Annotated in this window: 19 protein-coding genes; 11 read left to right on the forward strand and 8 right to left on the reverse strand. The window is 73.0% G+C overall.

Annotation, left to right across the window (positions count from 1 at the left end; translation table 11 throughout):
* The first annotated feature begins 73 nt into the window (after positions 1 to 73).
* From FLV34_RS21665 to FLV34_RS21690, 6 genes are all read left to right on the forward strand, one after another.
* Positions 74 to 715 carry a DedA family protein gene (locus FLV34_RS21665; protein ID WP_142646989.1) on the forward strand — a complete coding sequence of 214 codons (642 nt, stop codon included), beginning with the start codon at positions 74 to 76 and terminating at the stop codon, positions 713 to 715.
* A gap of 55 nt (positions 716 to 770) precedes the next feature.
* Positions 771 to 1,301: a DUF1203 domain-containing protein gene (locus FLV34_RS21670; protein WP_147943909.1), complete on the forward strand. Its 531-nt coding sequence runs from the start codon at positions 771 to 773 to the stop codon at positions 1,299 to 1,301.
* Between the two features lie 101 nt (positions 1,302 to 1,402).
* A complete protein-coding gene (locus FLV34_RS21675; protein ID WP_142646991.1) occupies positions 1,403 to 1,864 on the forward strand; it encodes an SRPBCC family protein in 462 nt (153 codons plus the stop codon).
* Positions 1,861 to 2,211, forward strand: coding sequence for a metalloregulator ArsR/SmtB family transcription factor (locus FLV34_RS21680; protein ID WP_142646992.1), 351 nt, complete (start codon positions 1,861 to 1,863; stop codon positions 2,209 to 2,211). The genes FLV34_RS21675 and FLV34_RS21680 overlap by 4 nt, the downstream gene beginning before the upstream one ends.
* Before the next feature lie 18 nt (positions 2,212 to 2,229).
* Entirely contained in the window at positions 2,230 to 2,673 is a 444-nt protein-coding gene (locus FLV34_RS21685) for an SRPBCC domain-containing protein (RefSeq protein WP_147943910.1), read from the forward strand.
* Positions 2,674 to 2,772: 99 nt separating this feature from the next.
* The gene (locus tag FLV34_RS21690; RefSeq protein ID WP_142646994.1) at positions 2,773 to 3,393 is read left to right on the forward strand and encodes a YigZ family protein; all 621 of its coding nucleotides are present in this window, start codon (positions 2,773 to 2,775) and stop codon (positions 3,391 to 3,393) included.
* Positions 3,394 to 3,467: 74 nt separating this feature from the next.
* On the opposite strand, the gene FLV34_RS21695 is transcribed toward FLV34_RS21690, so the two are convergent.
* Positions 3,468 to 3,896, reverse strand: a complete 429-nt coding sequence (locus FLV34_RS21695) for a DUF2267 domain-containing protein (protein WP_142646995.1) — start codon at positions 3,894 to 3,896, stop codon at positions 3,468 to 3,470.
* 115 nt (positions 3,897 to 4,011) lie between these two features.
* The gene (locus FLV34_RS21700) at positions 4,012 to 5,238 is read right to left on the reverse strand and encodes an isochorismate synthase MenF (RefSeq protein ID WP_147943911.1); all 1,227 of its coding nucleotides are present in this window, start codon (positions 5,236 to 5,238) and stop codon (positions 4,012 to 4,014) included.
* A gap of 171 nt (positions 5,239 to 5,409) precedes the next feature.
* On the opposite strand from FLV34_RS21700, the gene FLV34_RS21705 reads away from it, so the two are divergent.
* Complete coding sequence (locus FLV34_RS21705) at positions 5,410 to 6,225, forward strand: GDSL-type esterase/lipase family protein (protein ID WP_147943912.1); 816 nt, start codon at positions 5,410 to 5,412, stop codon at positions 6,223 to 6,225.
* A gap of 38 nt (positions 6,226 to 6,263) precedes the next feature.
* Here the strand turns inward: FLV34_RS21705 and FLV34_RS21710 are convergent, their stop codons facing one another.
* Complete coding sequence (locus FLV34_RS21710) at positions 6,264 to 6,956, reverse strand: FadR/GntR family transcriptional regulator (RefSeq protein ID WP_147943913.1); 693 nt, start codon at positions 6,954 to 6,956, stop codon at positions 6,264 to 6,266.
* A 168-nt stretch (positions 6,957 to 7,124) separates the two neighbouring features.
* On the opposite strand from FLV34_RS21710, the gene FLV34_RS21715 reads away from it, so the two are divergent.
* Positions 7,125 to 8,891, forward strand: a complete 1,767-nt coding sequence (locus tag FLV34_RS21715) for a 2-isopropylmalate synthase (RefSeq protein ID WP_315985207.1) — start codon at positions 7,125 to 7,127, stop codon at positions 8,889 to 8,891.
* Positions 8,892 to 9,013: 122 nt separating this feature from the next.
* Positions 9,014 to 9,997: a BtrH N-terminal domain-containing protein gene (locus FLV34_RS21720; RefSeq protein WP_147943914.1), complete on the forward strand. Its 984-nt coding sequence runs from the start codon at positions 9,014 to 9,016 to the stop codon at positions 9,995 to 9,997.
* A gap of 39 nt (positions 9,998 to 10,036) precedes the next feature.
* On the opposite strand, the gene FLV34_RS21725 is transcribed toward FLV34_RS21720, so the two are convergent.
* Both FLV34_RS21725 and FLV34_RS21730 read right to left on the reverse strand, forming a co-directional pair.
* Positions 10,037 to 11,767: a GAF domain-containing protein gene (locus FLV34_RS21725; protein WP_147943915.1), complete on the reverse strand. Its 1,731-nt coding sequence runs from the start codon at positions 11,765 to 11,767 to the stop codon at positions 10,037 to 10,039.
* Between the two features lie 125 nt (positions 11,768 to 11,892).
* Positions 11,893 to 12,774 carry a LysR family transcriptional regulator gene (locus FLV34_RS21730; RefSeq protein ID WP_147943916.1) on the reverse strand — a complete coding sequence of 294 codons (882 nt, stop codon included), beginning with the start codon at positions 12,772 to 12,774 and terminating at the stop codon, positions 11,893 to 11,895.
* Between the two features lie 72 nt (positions 12,775 to 12,846).
* On the opposite strand from FLV34_RS21730, the gene FLV34_RS21735 reads away from it, so the two are divergent.
* Positions 12,847 to 14,088 (forward strand): hypothetical protein, encoded by a 1,242-nt coding sequence (locus tag FLV34_RS21735; protein ID WP_222709576.1) that lies wholly within the window; start codon positions 12,847 to 12,849, stop codon positions 14,086 to 14,088.
* Positions 14,089 to 14,120: 32 nt separating this feature from the next.
* Here the strand turns inward: FLV34_RS21735 and FLV34_RS21740 are convergent, their stop codons facing one another.
* Positions 14,121 to 14,693, reverse strand: coding sequence for an ABATE domain-containing protein (locus FLV34_RS21740; RefSeq protein WP_147943917.1), 573 nt, complete (start codon positions 14,691 to 14,693; stop codon positions 14,121 to 14,123).
* Positions 14,694 to 14,714: 21 nt separating this feature from the next.
* Between FLV34_RS21740 and FLV34_RS21745 the strand changes: the two genes are divergently transcribed.
* The gene (locus FLV34_RS21745) at positions 14,715 to 15,158 is read left to right on the forward strand and encodes a VOC family protein (protein WP_142647003.1); all 444 of its coding nucleotides are present in this window, start codon (positions 14,715 to 14,717) and stop codon (positions 15,156 to 15,158) included.
* A 4-nt stretch (positions 15,159 to 15,162) separates the two neighbouring features.
* On the opposite strand, the gene FLV34_RS21750 is transcribed toward FLV34_RS21745, so the two are convergent.
* Positions 15,163 to 15,768 carry a response regulator transcription factor gene (locus FLV34_RS21750; RefSeq protein WP_142647004.1) on the reverse strand — a complete coding sequence of 202 codons (606 nt, stop codon included), beginning with the start codon at positions 15,766 to 15,768 and terminating at the stop codon, positions 15,163 to 15,165.
* Positions 15,765 to 16,889 carry a sensor histidine kinase gene (locus tag FLV34_RS21755; protein ID WP_147943918.1) on the reverse strand — a complete coding sequence of 375 codons (1,125 nt, stop codon included), beginning with the start codon at positions 16,887 to 16,889 and terminating at the stop codon, positions 15,765 to 15,767. Before FLV34_RS21755 ends, FLV34_RS21750 begins: the two co-directional genes overlap by 4 nt.
* Positions 16,890 to 16,907: the final 18 nt, after the last annotated feature.

Below are 16,907 nucleotides of genomic sequence, written 5' to 3' on the forward strand. Positions count from 1 at the left end.
TGGTCCTCGCGGCGGATGCCGCACTCGTGGAGCGACGGCACAATGGGGGCTGTTGGCGCGTTGAGGGAGTGAGATGCACGTAGACGAGTGGCTGCAGACCATCCCGTCCGTCTGGGTCTACGTGCTCGTGGGCTTCGTCATCGGGCTGGAAAGTCTCGGCATTCCGCTCCCGGGCGAGATCGTGCTGGTGAGCGCCGCGCTGCTGTCGTCCAAAGGGGTCGTGGCCCCCGGGATCGTCGGGCTCTGCGCGAGCGTCGGCGCGATCGTGGGCGACTCCATCGGCTACCTGATCGGCCGCAAGGGCGGACGGCCGCTGTTCGACCGGCTGGGACGGCGCTTTCCCAAGCATTTCGGCCCCGCGCACATCGCCAAGGCGGAGCAGATGTTCAACCGCCACGGGATGTGGGCGGTGTTCTTCGGCCGTTTCGTCGCCCTGCTGCGGATCCTCGCCGGGCCGCTGGCCGGGGCCCTGCACATGCCCTACTGGCGTTTCCTCATCGCCAACGTCCTCGGCGGCGTCGCGTGGGCCGGTGGGACCACGGTCGCGGTCTACTACCTGGGCATCGTGGCCGACAAGTGGCTGAAGGGCTTCTCCTGGGTGGGGCTGGCGGCCGCCGTCCTGGTCGGCCTCGGCACCACGGTGTGGCTCAAGCGCAAGGCCGCCAAGGCCGCGCACGAGGAGGAGACCGCGCCGGAGACCGTCAGCGCCTCGTAACGCGCCGTCCGTTTTCCGCCAGCCCTCGGCACGGGCACACGGCCACGATGAGGGCGTGACGTTCGAAATCAGGGCCATCGCGCCCGACGTGCTCGACCAGCTCAGGAAGACCGACGACGCCGGGCGCACGCCGCGCCGGACCGTCGAGGAGGAGGGCGGCAGCCCGCTGCGCTGCTGCCTGCGCCGCTCCCGGCCGGGGGAGGCGATCCTGCTCGCGGCCTACGCGCCGCTGCGCCGCTGGGCGCTGGACACCGGCGCCGACCCCGGGGCGTACGAGGAGGTCGGGCCGGTGTTCATCCACGAGGAGCCGTGTGAGGGGCCCCAGCCGGAAACGGGGCCCGGCTATCCGGCGGCCATGGGCGGGCCGCGGCGGGTCTTCCGCACCTACCGCGCCGACGGCTCCATCCTGGACGGGCACCTCGTCGGCGCGCATCGGTCGGCCGATCCCGTGGCGGCGTCGGCCTTGCTGGACACCCTGCTGGAGGACCCGGAGGCGGCGCTGGTCCACGTGCGGGCCGTGGAGTTCGGCTGCTTCCTGTTCGAGGTGCGGCGCGGCGGGCCGGGGAATCCCGCGCCGGTCCGCTGAAACGAACCTCGCGTGTGCGGCGGCTTTCGCGCAACCGATGGTTGCGCGTCGGCCGCCGTACGGATAGCCTCATGTGCAACCAAAGGTTGCAGGAGGCTGGCATGGAGTTCGGCACCATCGAGCGTGAGATCCACATCGAGGCGTCACCGGAGATCGTCTTCGAGGTGGTGAGCAGTCCCGGCCACCTCAAGGAGTGGTGGCCGGACGACGCCAGGTTCGAGGAGATCCCCGGGGCGGCGGGGGAGCTCGTCTTCGGCGACCCCGGCGCCGGCGGGGCGGTGGTGTCGTTCACCGTCCTCGACGTGCGGCCCCCGCGCACGTTCTCGTTCCGCTGGACGCACCCGGCCGGCGAGACGGCGGCCGAGGGCAACTCGCTGCTGGTCACCTTCGACCTGACCCCCTCGGGGGCCGGGACGCTGCTGAAGATGACCGAGTCCGGCTTCCGCGAGATGGGCTGGGAGGCCGCTGTCCTCGAACAGCAGTACCGGGATCACGTCGCCGGGTGGGACTTCCACCTGTCCCGGCTGGCGCCGTACATCGCGACGCTGCGGGTGCGGCCGTGAGCGCGCCGGCGGCCGAGGACGTCGACGACGACCTCTGGTCGGCGATCGGAGACCCGACCCGGCGGCGGATGCTCGACCTGCTGCTCGCCGAGGGCGACGGCACCGCGACCTCGCTGGCCCAGCGGCTTCCGGTCACCCGCCAGGCGGTGGCAAAGCACCTCGGCGTCCTCGACCGGGCGGGCCTGGTGCGGGGGACGCCGGCGGGCCGGGAGAAGCGCTATCGGGTGGACGACGCCCAGCTCGCCCGCGCGGTCGCCCAGCTGTCGTCCGTAGGGGCGGCGTGGGACGCCAGGCTGCGGCGGATCAAGCGGATCGCCGAGGCGATCCAGCGCACCCGGCAGGACTGACGAGACGAGGAGCCGAAGATGGCGGACATCCTGCACAGGCTCGGGGTCAAGGTCCCGGCGCCGGAGAAGGTGTACGACGCGCTGACGACCGTCGACGGCGTCGCCGGCTGGTGGACCGACGACACGAAGGGGAGCGGCGAGGTCGGCGGCGTGCTGGAGTTCCGGTTCCTGCCCGGCGGCTTCGACATGGAGGTGGTCGAGCTGCGTCCGTCCGAGCGGGTGGCGTGGCGGGTGGTCGACGGGCCCGAGGAATGGCCCGGGACGACGATCGACTGGGACCTCCGCCAGGACGGCGACTGCACGATCGTGCTGTTCAAGCACCAGGGCCGGCGGGAGCCCGTGGAGTTCATGCACCACTGCAGCACGAAGTGGGCCACCTACCTGATGAGCCTGAAGTCCCTGGTGGAGACCGGCGAGGGCGCGCCGTCGCCGCGGGACGTGCAGATCAGTGACTGGCACTGAACAGGACGGCATTGAACGGATCGGCGCTGGGGGGTTCGTCCGGTGCCACAAAGGCCCTACATTACTTTGTAAAGGCGGCCCGCTGAATAAGCTGACCTTGTGGCAGCGCCGTACCAGACGATCAAGCACCCCGTCGAACACGAGATCGAAGTCCGCCGTTCGCGTTTCATCTGCGCGCTCGCGCCCGCCGCAACGGAGGAGGCCGCGCGGGCGTTCGTCGCCGAGCGCAGGCGGCGATACGCCGACGCGACCCACAACTGCACGGCGTACGTCGTCGGCGAGCGTGTGCGCAGGGCGGACGACGACGGGGAGCCCGGCGGCACGGCCGGCACGCCGATGCTGGAGATGCTCACCCGGCGCGGCTTCGCCGACGTGGTCGCCGTCGTGACCCGCTACTTCGGCGGGGTGCTGCTGGGCGCGGGCGGCCTCGCACGGGCGTACGGCGGCGCGGTGGGGGAGACCCTCGACCGGGCTGAGGTGGTCGAGATGGTCCCCGCGGCGGTCGTGACCGTGTCGGTCGGCCACGCCCAGGCCGGGAGGCTGGAAAGCGACCTGCGCGCCTCGCCGTACGCGCTGCGGGGCGTGGACTACGGGTCGAAGGTCGCCTTCGAGGTGGCGGTGGCCGAAGACCGGCTGCCCGCCTTCGAGGAGTGGATCGCGTCGCTCACCGCCGGGCGGGCCGACACCGTCCGCGGCGGCACCGTTCATCTCGCCCGTTGACGCGATCGCGGTGCCCGTCCCCTCCGTGCATGCCGTCCGCGCACAGGCCGCGGTGTGTCACGGAAAGCGGTGTGTCACGGAAACTCGTCGGCCAGATCGCCGGGGATGCTCGACTTGACGTCCTCCCACTCTCCCTCGGCGATGTAGAGCCGCAGGGCATTGAGCACCGTCCTGATCAGTGATTCGACCCCGCCCTCGATCTCGAAGGGGAACTCCCGGCGCACCCGCGCGTGGAACTCCTCCTTGTGCATCTTCACGGGAACCCTGCTGGGATCCCATCCCGTGTAGTACATGCCGCGGACCAGCATCGGCAGTTGAGCGCCGAGCTGGGCGGCCTCCTCGACGGGCAGCCGGTCGCGCAACGCGTGCAGGACCGCGCGCAAGGCGGCCCAGGACTGGTGCCGCCTCTCCTGCGACCACCCGTAGGCCTGCTCGATCTCCTTCAGCAGGCGATTGGTCTTGTCGACCGTGGCGTTGATAGTCGAGTAACCCGTTTCCACCATCGGGGCCGCCTCCTCGAACGGTGCATCAGTGCGAGGCCCTACCCGCACCCCAAACCGTACAAACGGGCACATATCCCACCGATATGGGCGACCAGCGGGAGCCCGCCGTCGGCGCTCACCCCTCCAGGGCGTACCGCATCACGCGGAGCTTGGCCTGCGCCTCGGCGAGCTCGGCGGCGGGATCGGACCCGGCCATGATGCCGCAGCCGGCGAACAGCCGGGCCCGCCTGCCCGAGACGTACGCGCAGCGCAGCGCGATGCCCCACTCGCCGTCGCCACGGGAGTCGATCCAGCCGACCGGCCCGGCATAGCCCGCGCGGTCCATGCCCTCCAGTTCGCGGATGACGCCGAGCGCGGCGCCGGTGGGCGTCCCGCCGACGGCGGCCGTGGGGTGCATGGCCGCCACCACGTCGAGCACCGACGCGCCGTCGGACAGCCGGCCGGTGACCCGGCTGGCCAGATGCTGCACGTTGGGCAGCACCAGGAGCTCGGGCTCGTCGGGGACGTCGAGGGCAGAGCACAGGGGGGCGAGCGCCTCCCTCACCGAGGCGACCGCGCAGGCGTGCTCGTGGCGGTCCTTCTGCGAGGCGAACAGCGCGGCGCCGCGGGCGGCGTCCTCGGCGGGGCCGCCGCCCCGCGCCGTGGTGCCCGCGAGCACCAGCGACTCCACCTCCTGGCCGGTGTGGCGCACCAGCAGCTCCGGCGTCGCGCCGACCAGCCCGTCCACCGAGAACGTGTAGCACTCGGGGTAGCGCTCGGCCAGCCGGCTCAGCAGCACGCGGGGGTCGATGTCCCGCTCGGCGACGGCCGTCAGGTCGCGGGCGAGCACGACCTTGTCGAGCATGCCGTCCGCCTTGATCCGCCGTACGGCCTGCGCGACCCGGTGCTCCCACTCGGGCGCCGTCAGCGACCCGTCGGAGTAGCGGATGCGGCCGGGCTCCTGCGGCGGGGGGGCCAGGGCGAAGGCGCTGCCGCCGATCGTGGTGAGCCAGGCCCGGCCGCCGCGGCGGGCGAGCACCACGCGGGGGACGACCAGCACGGTCCCCGGGGCGTCGCCGTCGAAGGTGAAGGAGCCGAAGGCGACCGGTCCCGAGCCCGGCACGCCGACCTCATCCTCGATGAGCGCCCCGGCGAACAGCGAGGAGAGCCAACCGCGGGCCCAGTCGAACCGGCCAGGGCCGGGCGGAACCGCGGCCCGCGCCGCCTCTCCCCAGCCCACGAGCCCCTCGCCGTGTCTGATCCAGGCGTACGGCGCGGCGTCTGGCAGACGCGCCAGCAGATCGTCAGGGTCGCTCACCGCGACCGTGCGAACCACGAGGGGCCGGATAAGAGCGACACTCACCCGACTCACTCTACGCACGATCTGAACGTGTTCGACAAGAGCCCCCCCTTGCGATGCCGGGTCCACTGTGTCAAGCCGCGATAGGAACTTGGTCATGGAAGGCTCGACTTCCCTGGTGGCGATAGAGCGCACCTCCACGCGATCCCTACCTTTGATCTCCCGGAGGTGCCCATGATCAAGAAGATCACGCCGGTCCTGGCCACGGCCGTCCTGCTCGTGCCGACCGCCGCCAACGCCCGTACGACGCCCGCCGGGATGGCGGCGCTGGGCGACTCGATCAGCGCGGGGTTCAACGCCTGCGGCTGGTACGTCGCCTGCACGTCCCGCTCGTGGTCCGCGGGCGACTCGCCATCGGTGAACAGCCACTATCTGCGCCTGCTCGCCATGAGCAGCGCGATCAAGGGGCACAACCGGAACTTCGCCTCCCCGGGGGCGACCAGCGCCGACCTGGCCGGGCAGGCGCGGAAGGCCGTCGACGCCGGGGCGGGCTACGTCACCGTGCTGATCGGCGCGCAGGACGCCTGCGTGGGCTCCGAGAAGGAGATGACCCCCGTGGCCGCCTTCCGGCGCAACATCGACGCCGCCTTCGACGTGCTGCGGCCCACGGGAGCGCGGGTCTACGTCGCGAGCATCCCGGACGTCAAACGCCTGTGGCGGGTCGGCAAGGACAACGCGTGGGCGCGCCTGTTCTGGGGGATCGGCCGCATCTGCCAGTCGATGCTGGCCGACCCGAAGTCCACGGCCAAGAAGGACGAGGCCAGGCGCGACCGGGTGCGCGAGCGGGTGATGGACTACAACGAGCAGCTCAGGCAGGCGTGCGAGAGCTACGGCCCGGCCTGCCGCCACGACGGGGGCGCGGTCTTCGCCTACCCCTTCACGCTGAAGCAGGTGAGCGCGTGGGACTACTTCCACCCCAACGCCGACGGGCAGAAGGCGCTCGCCAAGATCACCTTTGACGCCAGGTTCTTCGCCGACGTCGAGCCCTGATCCGGCACCCTGCCCTGGTGGCGCGCCGGGCCGGTTCCTCAGCCCGCGCGGCGGAGGCGGCCGAGGGTCCGCTCCAGCTCCTCCTGCAGCGCCCGGCCCGCGGCGTCGGCGTCGCCGCGCTCGACCGCGCCGACGAACGCCGCATGGGAGTCGTCTCCAGGGTTCGGGTCGCCCGCCCGCAGGTCGAGCAGGTCCACCAGGGCGACCAGGCCCTCGCGCAGCCGCGGGACGAACTCGGCGAACAGGTCGGTCAGCACCGGGTTGTGCGCGGCGGCGACGACGGCCGCGTGCAGGGCGATGTCGGCGTCGACGAAGGCGGCGTCGGTGTCCCGGGCGGCGGCCCGCCGGGCCTCCAGCGCCGCGTGCATCGCCGTCACGTCGTCCGGCGTACGGCGCCGCGCCGCCAGCCGGGCGGCCTGCACCTCGACCAGCATGCGCACCTCGTAGACGTCGGCCACGGCGGCACGGCGCAGGCGGGCCGTCCAGTCCTCGGCGGGGCTGGTGGCGATGACGAAGACTCCGGCGCCCTGCCGCGCCTGGACCAGTCCGGCGCCGGCCAGCGCGCGCAGGGCCTCGCGGACCGTGGAACGGCCCACGCCCAGGGGCTTGGCCAGGGTCGTCTCGCCGGGAAGCCGGGTGCCGACCGGCCAGATGCCCTGCGCGATCTGGTCGCGCAGGCTCTCGACGGCCTGGTCGACGAGGGGGTTGCGCTGGAGCGCGCCGAGCGCCATCGCGTTTCACCTCTCAGGTTGTCTGAGGAGTTGTCGTGTGGTTACTCTACCGCCCATGACGCCGTTCGGCCTCCTTCTCGGTCGCCGCGGCGGGGTTTGATCCGATGACCGGCGCCCCGCCGCGGGGTGCCGTGCCGCCGGTCGCCCTCCGACCGAAGGATCATCATCGTGACCGCCGTCTTCACCGTCTCCACCGCTTTTCCCACGATTCGCACCCCGGCCGGCCCGGTGCCCGCCGACGCTCCCGCCTGGAATCCCCAGCGGGGCGGCGCGATGCCCCACCACCGCTACCGGCCCGCGCACGAGCGGGTCGAGATACCCGAGATCCGCCGCACCTGGCCGGGGCGCAGGATCGAGCGGGCCCCGCTGTGGGTGCCCGTCGACCTGCGCGACGGCAACCAGGCGCTGGCCGAGCCGATGGACACCCCGCGCAAGCGCCGCATGTTCGACCTCCTCGTCGCGATGGGGTTCAAGGAGATCGAGGTCGGCTATCCGTCGTCGAGCCGGACCGACTTCGACTTCGTCCGTCACCTGGCCACGAGCGGCGTGGTGCCGGACGACGTGACCCCTGTGGTGTTCACGGCGGCCCGCCGCGACCTCATCGAGCAGACCTTCGCCTCCATCCAGGGCATGCCCCGGGCGGTGGTGCACCTCTACACCGCGACCGCGCCGGTCTGGCGCGACGTCGTGCTGGGACAGGACCGGGCCGGGCTGCACGCGCTGATCCGGGAGGCCGCCGAGCACGTCGCGCGGCTCGCCGACGCAATGCCGGGGACGGCGGTGCGGTTCGAGTTCTCCCCGGAGGTCTTCAACTGCACCGAGCCCGACTTCGTGCTGGAGGTCTGCAACGGCCTCACCCGGTTGTGGGACGCCTCGCCCGACCGGCCGGTGATCCACAACCTGCCCGCCACCGTCGAGATCGCCACGCCGAACCTGTACGCCGACCAGATCGAGTACATGCACCGGCACCTCGAACGGCGTGACGCGGTCATCCTCTCGGTCCACCCGCACAACGACCTGGGCACCGGGGTGGCCTGTGCGGAGCTCGCCATGCTGGCCGGGGCGCAGCGCGTCGAGGGCTGCCTGTTCGGCAACGGCGAGCGCACCGGGAACGTCGACCTCGTCACGCTCGCGCTCAACCTGTACGCGCAGGGCGTCGACCCGATGGTGGACTTCTCCGACATCGACGTCATCCGGCGGACCGTTGAGGAGTGCAACCGCCTGCCGGTCCACGTGCGGCATCCGTACGGGGGAGATCTGGTCTACACGGCCTTCTCCGGCACCCACCAGGACGCCATCAGCAAGGGCCTCGCCCACCACGAGCGCGCGGCGGCCGAGCGGGGCGTGCCGGCGGGAGAGGCGCCCTGGTCGGTGCCCTACCTGCCGATCGATCCGGCCGACGTCGGCCGCACGTACGAGGCGGTCATCCGGGTCAACAGCCAGTCGGGCAAGGGCGGCATCGCCCACCTCCTCCAGGTCCACCACGGGCTCGACCTGCCGAAGGCGCTGCGCGCCGAGTTCTCCCGCGTCGTCCAGGACGCGACGGACCGCAGCGGGCGGGAGGCCACGCCGAAGGAACTGCTCCGGTTGTTCCGGGAGGCGTACATGGCGGAGGACGGGCCGGTCACGCCGGCGTCGCTGACCGCCGGTGGCGACGGCTTCCACTGCCTGGTGCGGCACGACGGGCGCGAGAGCCGGGGGACCGGCGCCGATCCGGCGGCGGCCCTCGCCGCCGCGCTGACGGCGGCCGGGGTCGCGGTGGAGGTGCTCTGGCAGGGCGGGCATCCGGCGGAGGGCGGCGCCGTCGCCTACGCCCGGTGCCGTGTCGGCGGCACTCCCGTCTGGGGAGCGGGCGAGGACGCCGACGCCGCGACGGCGTACACCCGCGCCGTGCTCGCCGCCGTCAACCGCGCCCTGGCCGGGCAGCGGAGGTAAGCGAGGTCGCGTGGCCTGAGGGCCTCCCGAGTGGACTCTCCCACTGTGGGAGGCCCGATGCTGCCGGTCAGGGACCGGGGCCGGGGCGAGCGTGCGCCGCCGTCAGGACGAGGAGAGCGAGCATGGCCATAGTGGAGGGCGTGGAGGCCCGTGGGACGCACCACTGCGAGACGACGGCGCTGGGGGTGCTTCTGCGGCACGAGGGGCTCGACCTGTCCGAGCCCATGCTGTTCGGGCTGGGCTCGGGCCTGTCGTTCGTCTACTGGGACGCCAAGGGCATGCCGTTCCCCTTCCTCGGAGGCCGCGTCAGGCCGTTCGAGCTCACCAGGAACCTGGCCGCCCGGCTGGGGCTGACGCTGACGACCGAGGAGACCACCTCGCCGCGCAAGGCGTGGCAGAACGTGGCCGCCCCGATCGACGCCGGCCGGCCGGTCGGGCTCCAGCTCGACTCCTACCACCTGGACTATTTCCGCTCCGCAGTGCACTTCGGCGGTCATGTCGTCGCGATGTACGGCTACGACGAGCACGACGTCCACCTCGTGGACACCGAGCAGCAGGGAGGAGCGGTGCGCACCAGCCGGGCCTCCCTCGCCCGGGCCCGTGCCGAACGCGGCCCGATGACCGCGAGGAACCGTTCCTTCACCATCACGGTGCCGCCCCGTCCGCTCGCGTGGCAGGACCGGATCGTCCCCGCCGTCAGAGCGTGCGCCGACGCCTTCCTCGCCGCTCCCATCGCGAACCTCGGCTGGCGCGGCATCGAGAAGGCAGGCGCGAAGGCGCCCGGCTGGCTGGAGCGTGCCGGGGACCCAGGGCGGGACCTGCCGCAGGCCGCCCTCCTCATGGAGAAGGGCGGCACCGGCGGCGCGCTGTTCCGCGCCCTCTATCGCGACTTCCTCGGCGAGTGCACCGAACTGATCGGCCACCACGGTCTCCGCGCCGGTCACCGGATGTACGGTGAGGCCGCCGTCCTCTGGACGCAGGTGTCCGAACTGATCGCGAAGGCGGGGGAGAGCGGCGACGCGGGCTGCCTCCGGCAGGCCGGGGCCATCCTCCGCGACCTGTCGCGGCTGGAGAAGGACGCCATGCAGGTGCTGAGCCGGCTATAGGAGTGCTCGCGGGGCCGGTCCCGCTGGACATGACGGTGCTCAGCCCAGCGGGACGCTCCACTCCAGGCGGGCGCCGCCGCCGTCCGGGGAGGCGAGGGCGAGGGCGCCGCCGAGGCGTTCGGCCCGGTCGGCGAGGTTGCGCAGGCCGCTGCGGCGGCCCTCGGCCGGGATGCCGACGCCGTTGTCCTCCACCACCAGGGTCAGCCGCCCGTCCGCCGCGTGGACGGCGACGTCGGCGCGGGTGGCCCTGGCATGGCGGACGACGTTCGAGAGCGCCTCGCGCAGGACGGCGAGCAGGTGCTCGGCGACCTCGGCGGGCACGTCGTTGTCGAGCCGGCCCTCCAGGGTCAGGCCGGGCATGAAGCCCAGATGCCCCCGGGCGCCCTCGACCAGGTCGACGACCTGGGCGCGCAGGCTGGGCGAGGCGTCCTCGTGCGGGGTCTGCAGGGCGAAGATCGTCGAGCGGATCTGCCGGATCGTGGTGTCCAGCTCGTCGATCGCGCTCTGCAGCCGGGAGGAGGCCTCCGGCCGTTCGACCAGGCGCACCGCGCTCATCAGCGTCATGGCCACCGCGAACAGGCGCTGGATGACCACGTCGTGCAGGTCCTTGGCGATGCGGTCGCGGTCTTCCAGCAGGCCGAGCCGCTCGGCGTCGCGGCGGGTCTCGGCCAGCTCCAGCGCGACGGCCGCCTGCCCGGCGAAGGCGTGCAGGGTGCGCAGCTCCGACTGGCTGAACGGCATCCGTCCCGATCGTTTGACCAGGGCCAGCACCCCGCGTACGGCCCCGGGCGCGCCCAGCGGCACGGCCGCCACCGGCCCGGGCTCCAGATCGCCGGCCCAGATCAGGTGCAGCCGACCGTGGTCGAAATCGTCCAGCGCCAGCGGCTCACCGCTCAGGAACACCCGGCCCGACAGCGAGCCCTCGACCGCGACCTCGTCCTCGACGAGCCGGACCGCCGGTCCGTCCCCGATCGGCCCGTCCTCGGCCGGCGCCACATCCTGCAACGCGACGCGCAGCACCTCGCGGTCGCGGTCGGGCAGCAGGATCGCCACGGCGTCGGCGTCGGCCATCTCGCGGGCGCGCCGGGCGATCAGGGTGAGGACCTCCCGCGGCTCGGCCCCCGACAGCAGCCGCGTGGTGATGTCGGAGGACGCCCGCAACCAGGTCTCCCGGCGGCGGCTCTCCTCGTACAGTCGGGCGTTCTCGATCGCCACGCCGGCGGCGGTGGCCAGGGCGACCACGATCGCCTCGTCGTCCTCGTCGAAGTTCCCGCCGCCGCGCTTCTCCGTGAGGTAGAGGTTGCCGAACACCTCGTCGCGCACCCGCACCGGCACGCCCAGGAAGCTGCCCATGGGCGGGTGACCGGGCGGGAATCCGTACGACTCGGGATGGCGGGAGATGTCGGCCAGCCTCAGCGTCTGCGGCTCCTTGATCAGCAGGCCGAGCAGGCCCAGCCCGTGCGGCCAGTGCTCGATCCTGGCGATCTCCTCCTCGCTCAGCCCTACGGGCACGAACTGGACGAGCGTGTTCTCCTCCCCGATCACGCCCATCGCGCCGTACGTCGCGTCGACCAGCGTCGTGGCGGTCTCCACGATGCGCCGCAGCACGACCTCCAGATCGAGGTCGCTGCCGATAGAGACGACCGCCTCCAGCAGCGCGTGCACCCGGTCACGGGTGGCCAGCACGGCCTCCAGACGTGACTGCAACTCCGCCAGCAGATCGTCCAGCCGCATGCTGGGAATCAGCGACCGAGGCTCGTTCTCCGTCATAGTGCGAAGTTTCGCACCGCCGACGTCCGGGTGCCCACCCCAGGTGGTCGTCCGCACCGTCGAAGCAGACGCGGAGCGAGGCCGTCAACGGTCTTCGGTGCGCGCGGACCGGGGTGCGTGGCCGTTCAGCCGGGCCGTCTCGCCGCCGGGCGCCGCAGGCCGAGGCGCCCGGGAAGCGGCCCGGCCATCGCCGTCAGCTCGTGCGGAGCCGGGCGGCGGGTCACCATGAAGAGCGTGAGGCGGCCGGGCAGGGGCGCGGCCGATATGCGATCTCCCTCCTGGGCATAGGCGAGCCCGAGCCCGCGGGGCAGGACGGCCGGGCATCTCAGCAGCCGCGCGAGCCGTACGGCGGTCTCCGCGGTGGCCGCCGCCCGGGGCCTCGCGCCGAGGCCGGACAGCCGCTGGTGCAGCGTGTCGGCGGACATGTCGTAGGTGTAGGCGACGACGTCGAGACCGGCGAACGGCCGCCGGCCGTCTCTCGCGGGCGCGCCCTCCGGCGTCAGGACGGCCAGCCGATCGGTGGCGACGGGTGTGGCGCTGACGGTGGCGGGCAGGCGCATCTGGTCGGCTACGGCGACGAACGCGGCGTCCAGCGACCCCTCGCCCACCCACTCCACGAGCCGGTCGCCGTGGTCGGTCACCTGGTCGACCGTCGCGCCGTCCATCAGCTCGTCGAGCGCGGGGAAGAGCAACGGGGCGAGGCTGCCCAAGGTGCCGACGCGGAAGGTTTTCGCCCGCGCCGCCGCCCGCGCCCGGTCGAAGATCCGGCCCAGATGATCGAGCACGTGAGCCGCCTCGGCGCACAGCGCACGACCGGCCGGCGTCGGCCGCGCCCCCGTCGTGTCCCGGTCGAAGAGCCGCTCGCCGACCCGCCGTTCGAGCGCGGCGAGGCGCTTGCTCGCGGCCGGCTGGCTGATCAGCAGCTCTCTTCCGGCGGCCCCGACCGAGCCGTGCCGGGCGATGGCCTCGACGAGCCGGAGGTCCTCGACCGAGGGGAATGAGCTCATATCCGGATGTTATGAGTTCTGATGGCGATTCGTCGCCTACCGGGGGATTCCGCTCGCCCGGAGGATGACGGCGTGAACACCGGACGCGACATCGTCGCCATGCTGACAACCACGTTCGTGACCTGGATGGGGCAGCGCACGACGGCCGTGGCGCTTCCGCTCGTCGCGCTCGCCGAAACCGGATCCACCTGGTCCACCGGGCTGGTCGGCGGAGCGGTCGGGCTGCCCATGCTCACCTCGCCCTGGTGGGCCAGAGGAATCCGGCAGCGGCTGACCACGGGCAGAGCCCTCGCCTGCGTGCTCGTCGTGCAGGTGGCCGGGCTCCTCGTCGTTCCGGTGGGCGCGGCAGCCGGCACGGTCGGCGCGGTCCACCTCGCCGCCGCCGGTGTCATCACCGGGTGCGCCACCGCGCTGAGCGGGCCGGGGCAACGTGCCCTGCTCTCGGACATCTGCGATCCCCTCGGTGCCACCATCACGACGAAGATGCTGGCCTGGCAGGATTTCATGCACCGCGTCACGATGATCCTGGCGCCACCGGCGGCGGGGTGGGCCGTGACCGTCGGCGGGCCGTCGCCCCTGCTGTGGGCCGAGGCCGCCGGCGTCGGCGTGGGAGCCGCCCTCCTGTGCACCGTGCGCGGCACCGCGACGCCTGCCGTGCATGTCGGCCCTGCCGCATCCGGCGGCCCGGCCGATGGGTCCGGCGCCCCGGCCCTGCGTCAGGTGCTGGCGCGGCACGGGGACATCCGGCGTGCGGTGACCATGTCGGGAGTCGGCGGGCTCGTGTGGTTCGCCTTCACGCTCGGCCTCGCGATCCTCGGAGCCGAGACCGGGCGGCCCGGACTGCTCATTTCGGCCGGCATGACCGGATATGGCCTGGGCTCGCTCGCCGGTGCCCTCCTGGCGCCGGCGCTCGTCCCGCGGATGCCGGCACTGGCGACCATGGCAGTGGGCTGGGCCGTTCTCGGCGTGACGTTCGCCGTCATGCCGGCGGCGGCGTCGTCCCTCGTCGTCCTCGGATGCGTGGCCGCGATCGGGGGCTTTTCCATGCCGCTCGGCATCGGCGCGCTGAACCGGCTCATCAGCACCCGCACCGACGGGGCGGAGCGGCGAGCGGCCTTCGCGGCGGAGAGCCTCGTGCACGACGGGGCGGTCTCGGTCGGCCTGCTCGCCGGTGGCGCGGTCATCGGCGTGGCCGGCGCGGGCCCGACTCTCGTCGCCGCCGGAGCCGCCCAGGTGCTCGTGGCGCTCCTCGCCGGTCCGTGGTCGGGTGCGGCACGACGCCTGGTCTCGTACTTCTCACCGGTCGCCGCCTGAGGCCCGGTCGGATCCCCGTGCGCCGCGGGGTTCTACCTTTCGCGGGAGCGGTGCGCGCGGACCTTGTGGCGGTTGCCGCACCGCTCCATGGAGCACCAGCGCCTGCTGCCCGGGCGTGAGGTGTCGACGAAGACGAGGGCGCAGTTGTCGCCCGCGCACTCCCGTACGCGGTCGGCCAGCGGGCCGGTGAACAGCTCGATCGCGTCCCTCGCGACGGTCGCGACCACCTGGCCGCCGGTCGCGGGGGTGGCCCAGGACCGCCGCCCGTCCGCCGTCATCACGGGCGTCAGCGGCGGCGCGGACGCCGCGAGGTTGACCGCGTCCACGTCCGCCTGCCGGGGCGTACGCCCGTGGATGTGGTCGCCGGCCAGCCCCCACAGGGCGGCGCGCAGGGTCTTCGCGCGGGTGAGCTCGCCGGCCGTCGTGTCCACCTCCGCCAGGCCGAGCCGGGACACGGCGGCCCACCGTGCCAGGTCGGCCGGCTCGTGCAGCGTCTCGTAGTGGGCGTAGACCCCCACGCCGCCGCTCACCAGGAACTCCAGGCAGAGGGCGTCCGGATCGAACCGGAAGGAGCCCCCGCTGCGCGGATGTAGCGTCAGAGTCATGTAACCACTATAAAGGGTTACATGACTCTCGAATGGAAGCTCGTCGTCGACTGCGCCGACCCGCACGCACAGGCCGCGTTCTGGGCGCAGGCCCTGGGCTACGAGGTGGAGGACAACAGCGCCATCGTCGGCCGGCTTCTGGCCGGCGGCGTCGTGGGGGAGGAGGCGGTGACCCCCGACCACACGGCCTTCCGCACGCTGCGGGCCGTACGGCACCCGGACGACCCGGTCGATCAGGACACCGGCACCGGCCTCGGCCGCCGGATCCTCTTCCAGGCGGTCCCCGAGCCGAAGGCAGGCAAGAACCGCCTGCACATCGACCTGCACGCGGGCCCCGAGCGCAGGGACGCCGAGGTCGACCGGCTCAAGGCGCTCGGCGCGACCGTGCTGCGCGTCGTCCAGGAGCCCGGCAGCCACCACGTGACCATGGCCGACCCCGAGGGCAACGAGTTCGACGTGCAGTGAGCCGCTACAGCCAGCCGTTGTGGCGGGCCAGGCGGGCGGCCTCGATCCGGTTCCTGGTGCCGGTCTTGCCGATGGCCGACGACAGGTAGTTGCGCACCGTGCTCTCCGACAGGTGCAGGCGGGCCGCGATGTCGGAGATCGTCGAGCCGTCGGCCGCCGCGGCCAGCACGTCCCGCTCCCGGTCGGTCAGCGGGCTCGGGCCGGTGCTCAGCGCCGCCGCCGCGAGCGCGGGGTCGATGACCCGCTCGCCGCGCAGCACGCGGCGGACGGCGTCGGCGAGATCCTCCACCGGGCCGTCCTTGACCAGGAACCCGCGCGCCCCGGCTTCCATCGCCCGGCGCAGGTAGCCGGGCCGCCCGAACGTCGTGAGGATGAGCACGGCGCAGCCGGGCAGGCGCTCGTGCAGGTCGGCGGCGTTCTCCAGCCCGCCGCGGCCCGGCATCTCGATGTCGAGCAGGGCCACGTCGGGCCGGGTCCGCAGGGCGGTGTCCACCACCTCGTCGCCGTGGCCGACCTGGGCGACGACCTCGATGTCCTGCTCCAGGTTGAGGAGCAGGGCCAGCGCGCCGCGCATCATGCCCTGGTCCTCGGCCAGCAGCACCCGGATCACTGACCGTCCTCCCTCGCGTACGGCACGGCCACCCGGAGCAGGAAGCCTCCGTCCGGCGGCGCCGTGGTCTCCACGGTGCCGGAGGCGGCCCTCACGCGCTCACGCAGGCCGATCAGCCCGTTGCCGTGCCCGTGGGCCTGCTGCGGCGGGCCGTCGTCGCGGATCTCCAGCACCAGGAGCCCGTCGTCGTCGCGCAGGCCGATCTCGCAGGCCGACGCGTGGCTGTGCCGGACGACGTTGGTCACGCCCTCGCGCACGGCCCAGCCGAGCAGGGCGTCGGCCTCGGGGCCGGGCCGTACGGAGGAGGTGCGGACGGTCACCTTGATTCCGGCGTCCGCGAGGGCGGCGCGGGCGGAGTCGAGCTCGGCGGTCAGTCCCCTGCCCCGATAGCCGGTGACGGCGGCCCGCACCTCGGTCAGCGCCTGCCGCCCGATCTGTTCGATGTCGGACGCCTGCTCGGCCGCCGCATCGGCGTCCACCCGGGTCAGCCGGCGTACGGCCTCGGCCTTGACGACCATGATCGAGAGGGTGTGCCCGAGCAGGTCGTGCAGGTCGCGGGAGAAGCGCAGCCGCTCCTCGGTCACCGCGGTCCGGGCCAGCTCCTCGCGGGTGGCCTTGAGCTCGTGGATGGCCTCCCACAGCCGGATGATGATCGCCGGGATCAGGCCCGCGGTGAACGTGCCCCAGATCATGGAGAGCACGCCGGTGAGGCTCGCGTCGGCCCGCACGGCCACGACCAGGGCGGCGACGCACTCGGCGATCAGTATCACCGGCAGGATCCTGCCGCGAACGGCGGTTCCGGTGGCGACGGCCAGCATCATGACCAGGTAGAGCCAGTTGCCCGCGAACCCGATCATAGACGCGAGGACCACCACCGCGAGCAGCCCGAGCGCCGGCAGGGCGCGCCGGTGGTCCGTGAACGCGAAGTGCGTGGTGGCCACGTACAGCCCGGCGGCGGCCAGCGCGGCCGGCCAGGCCAGCCAGAGGGGATGGGATCGGCCGTGCGCGATGTCCCACACGGGCGCCGCCGTCACGGCCACCCACATGTACATGCCCTTGGCGTCGGGGCCGCGCTCGCCCTCGCGCAGCGGATCGAGCCAGGTGCCGCGTTCTGTCGTCATCGGAATCGTCACACTAGC

It is taken from the genome of Microbispora sp. CSR-4 (assembly GCF_008033685.1).
GTDB lineage: Bacteria > Actinomycetota > Actinomycetes > Streptosporangiales > Streptosporangiaceae > Microbispora.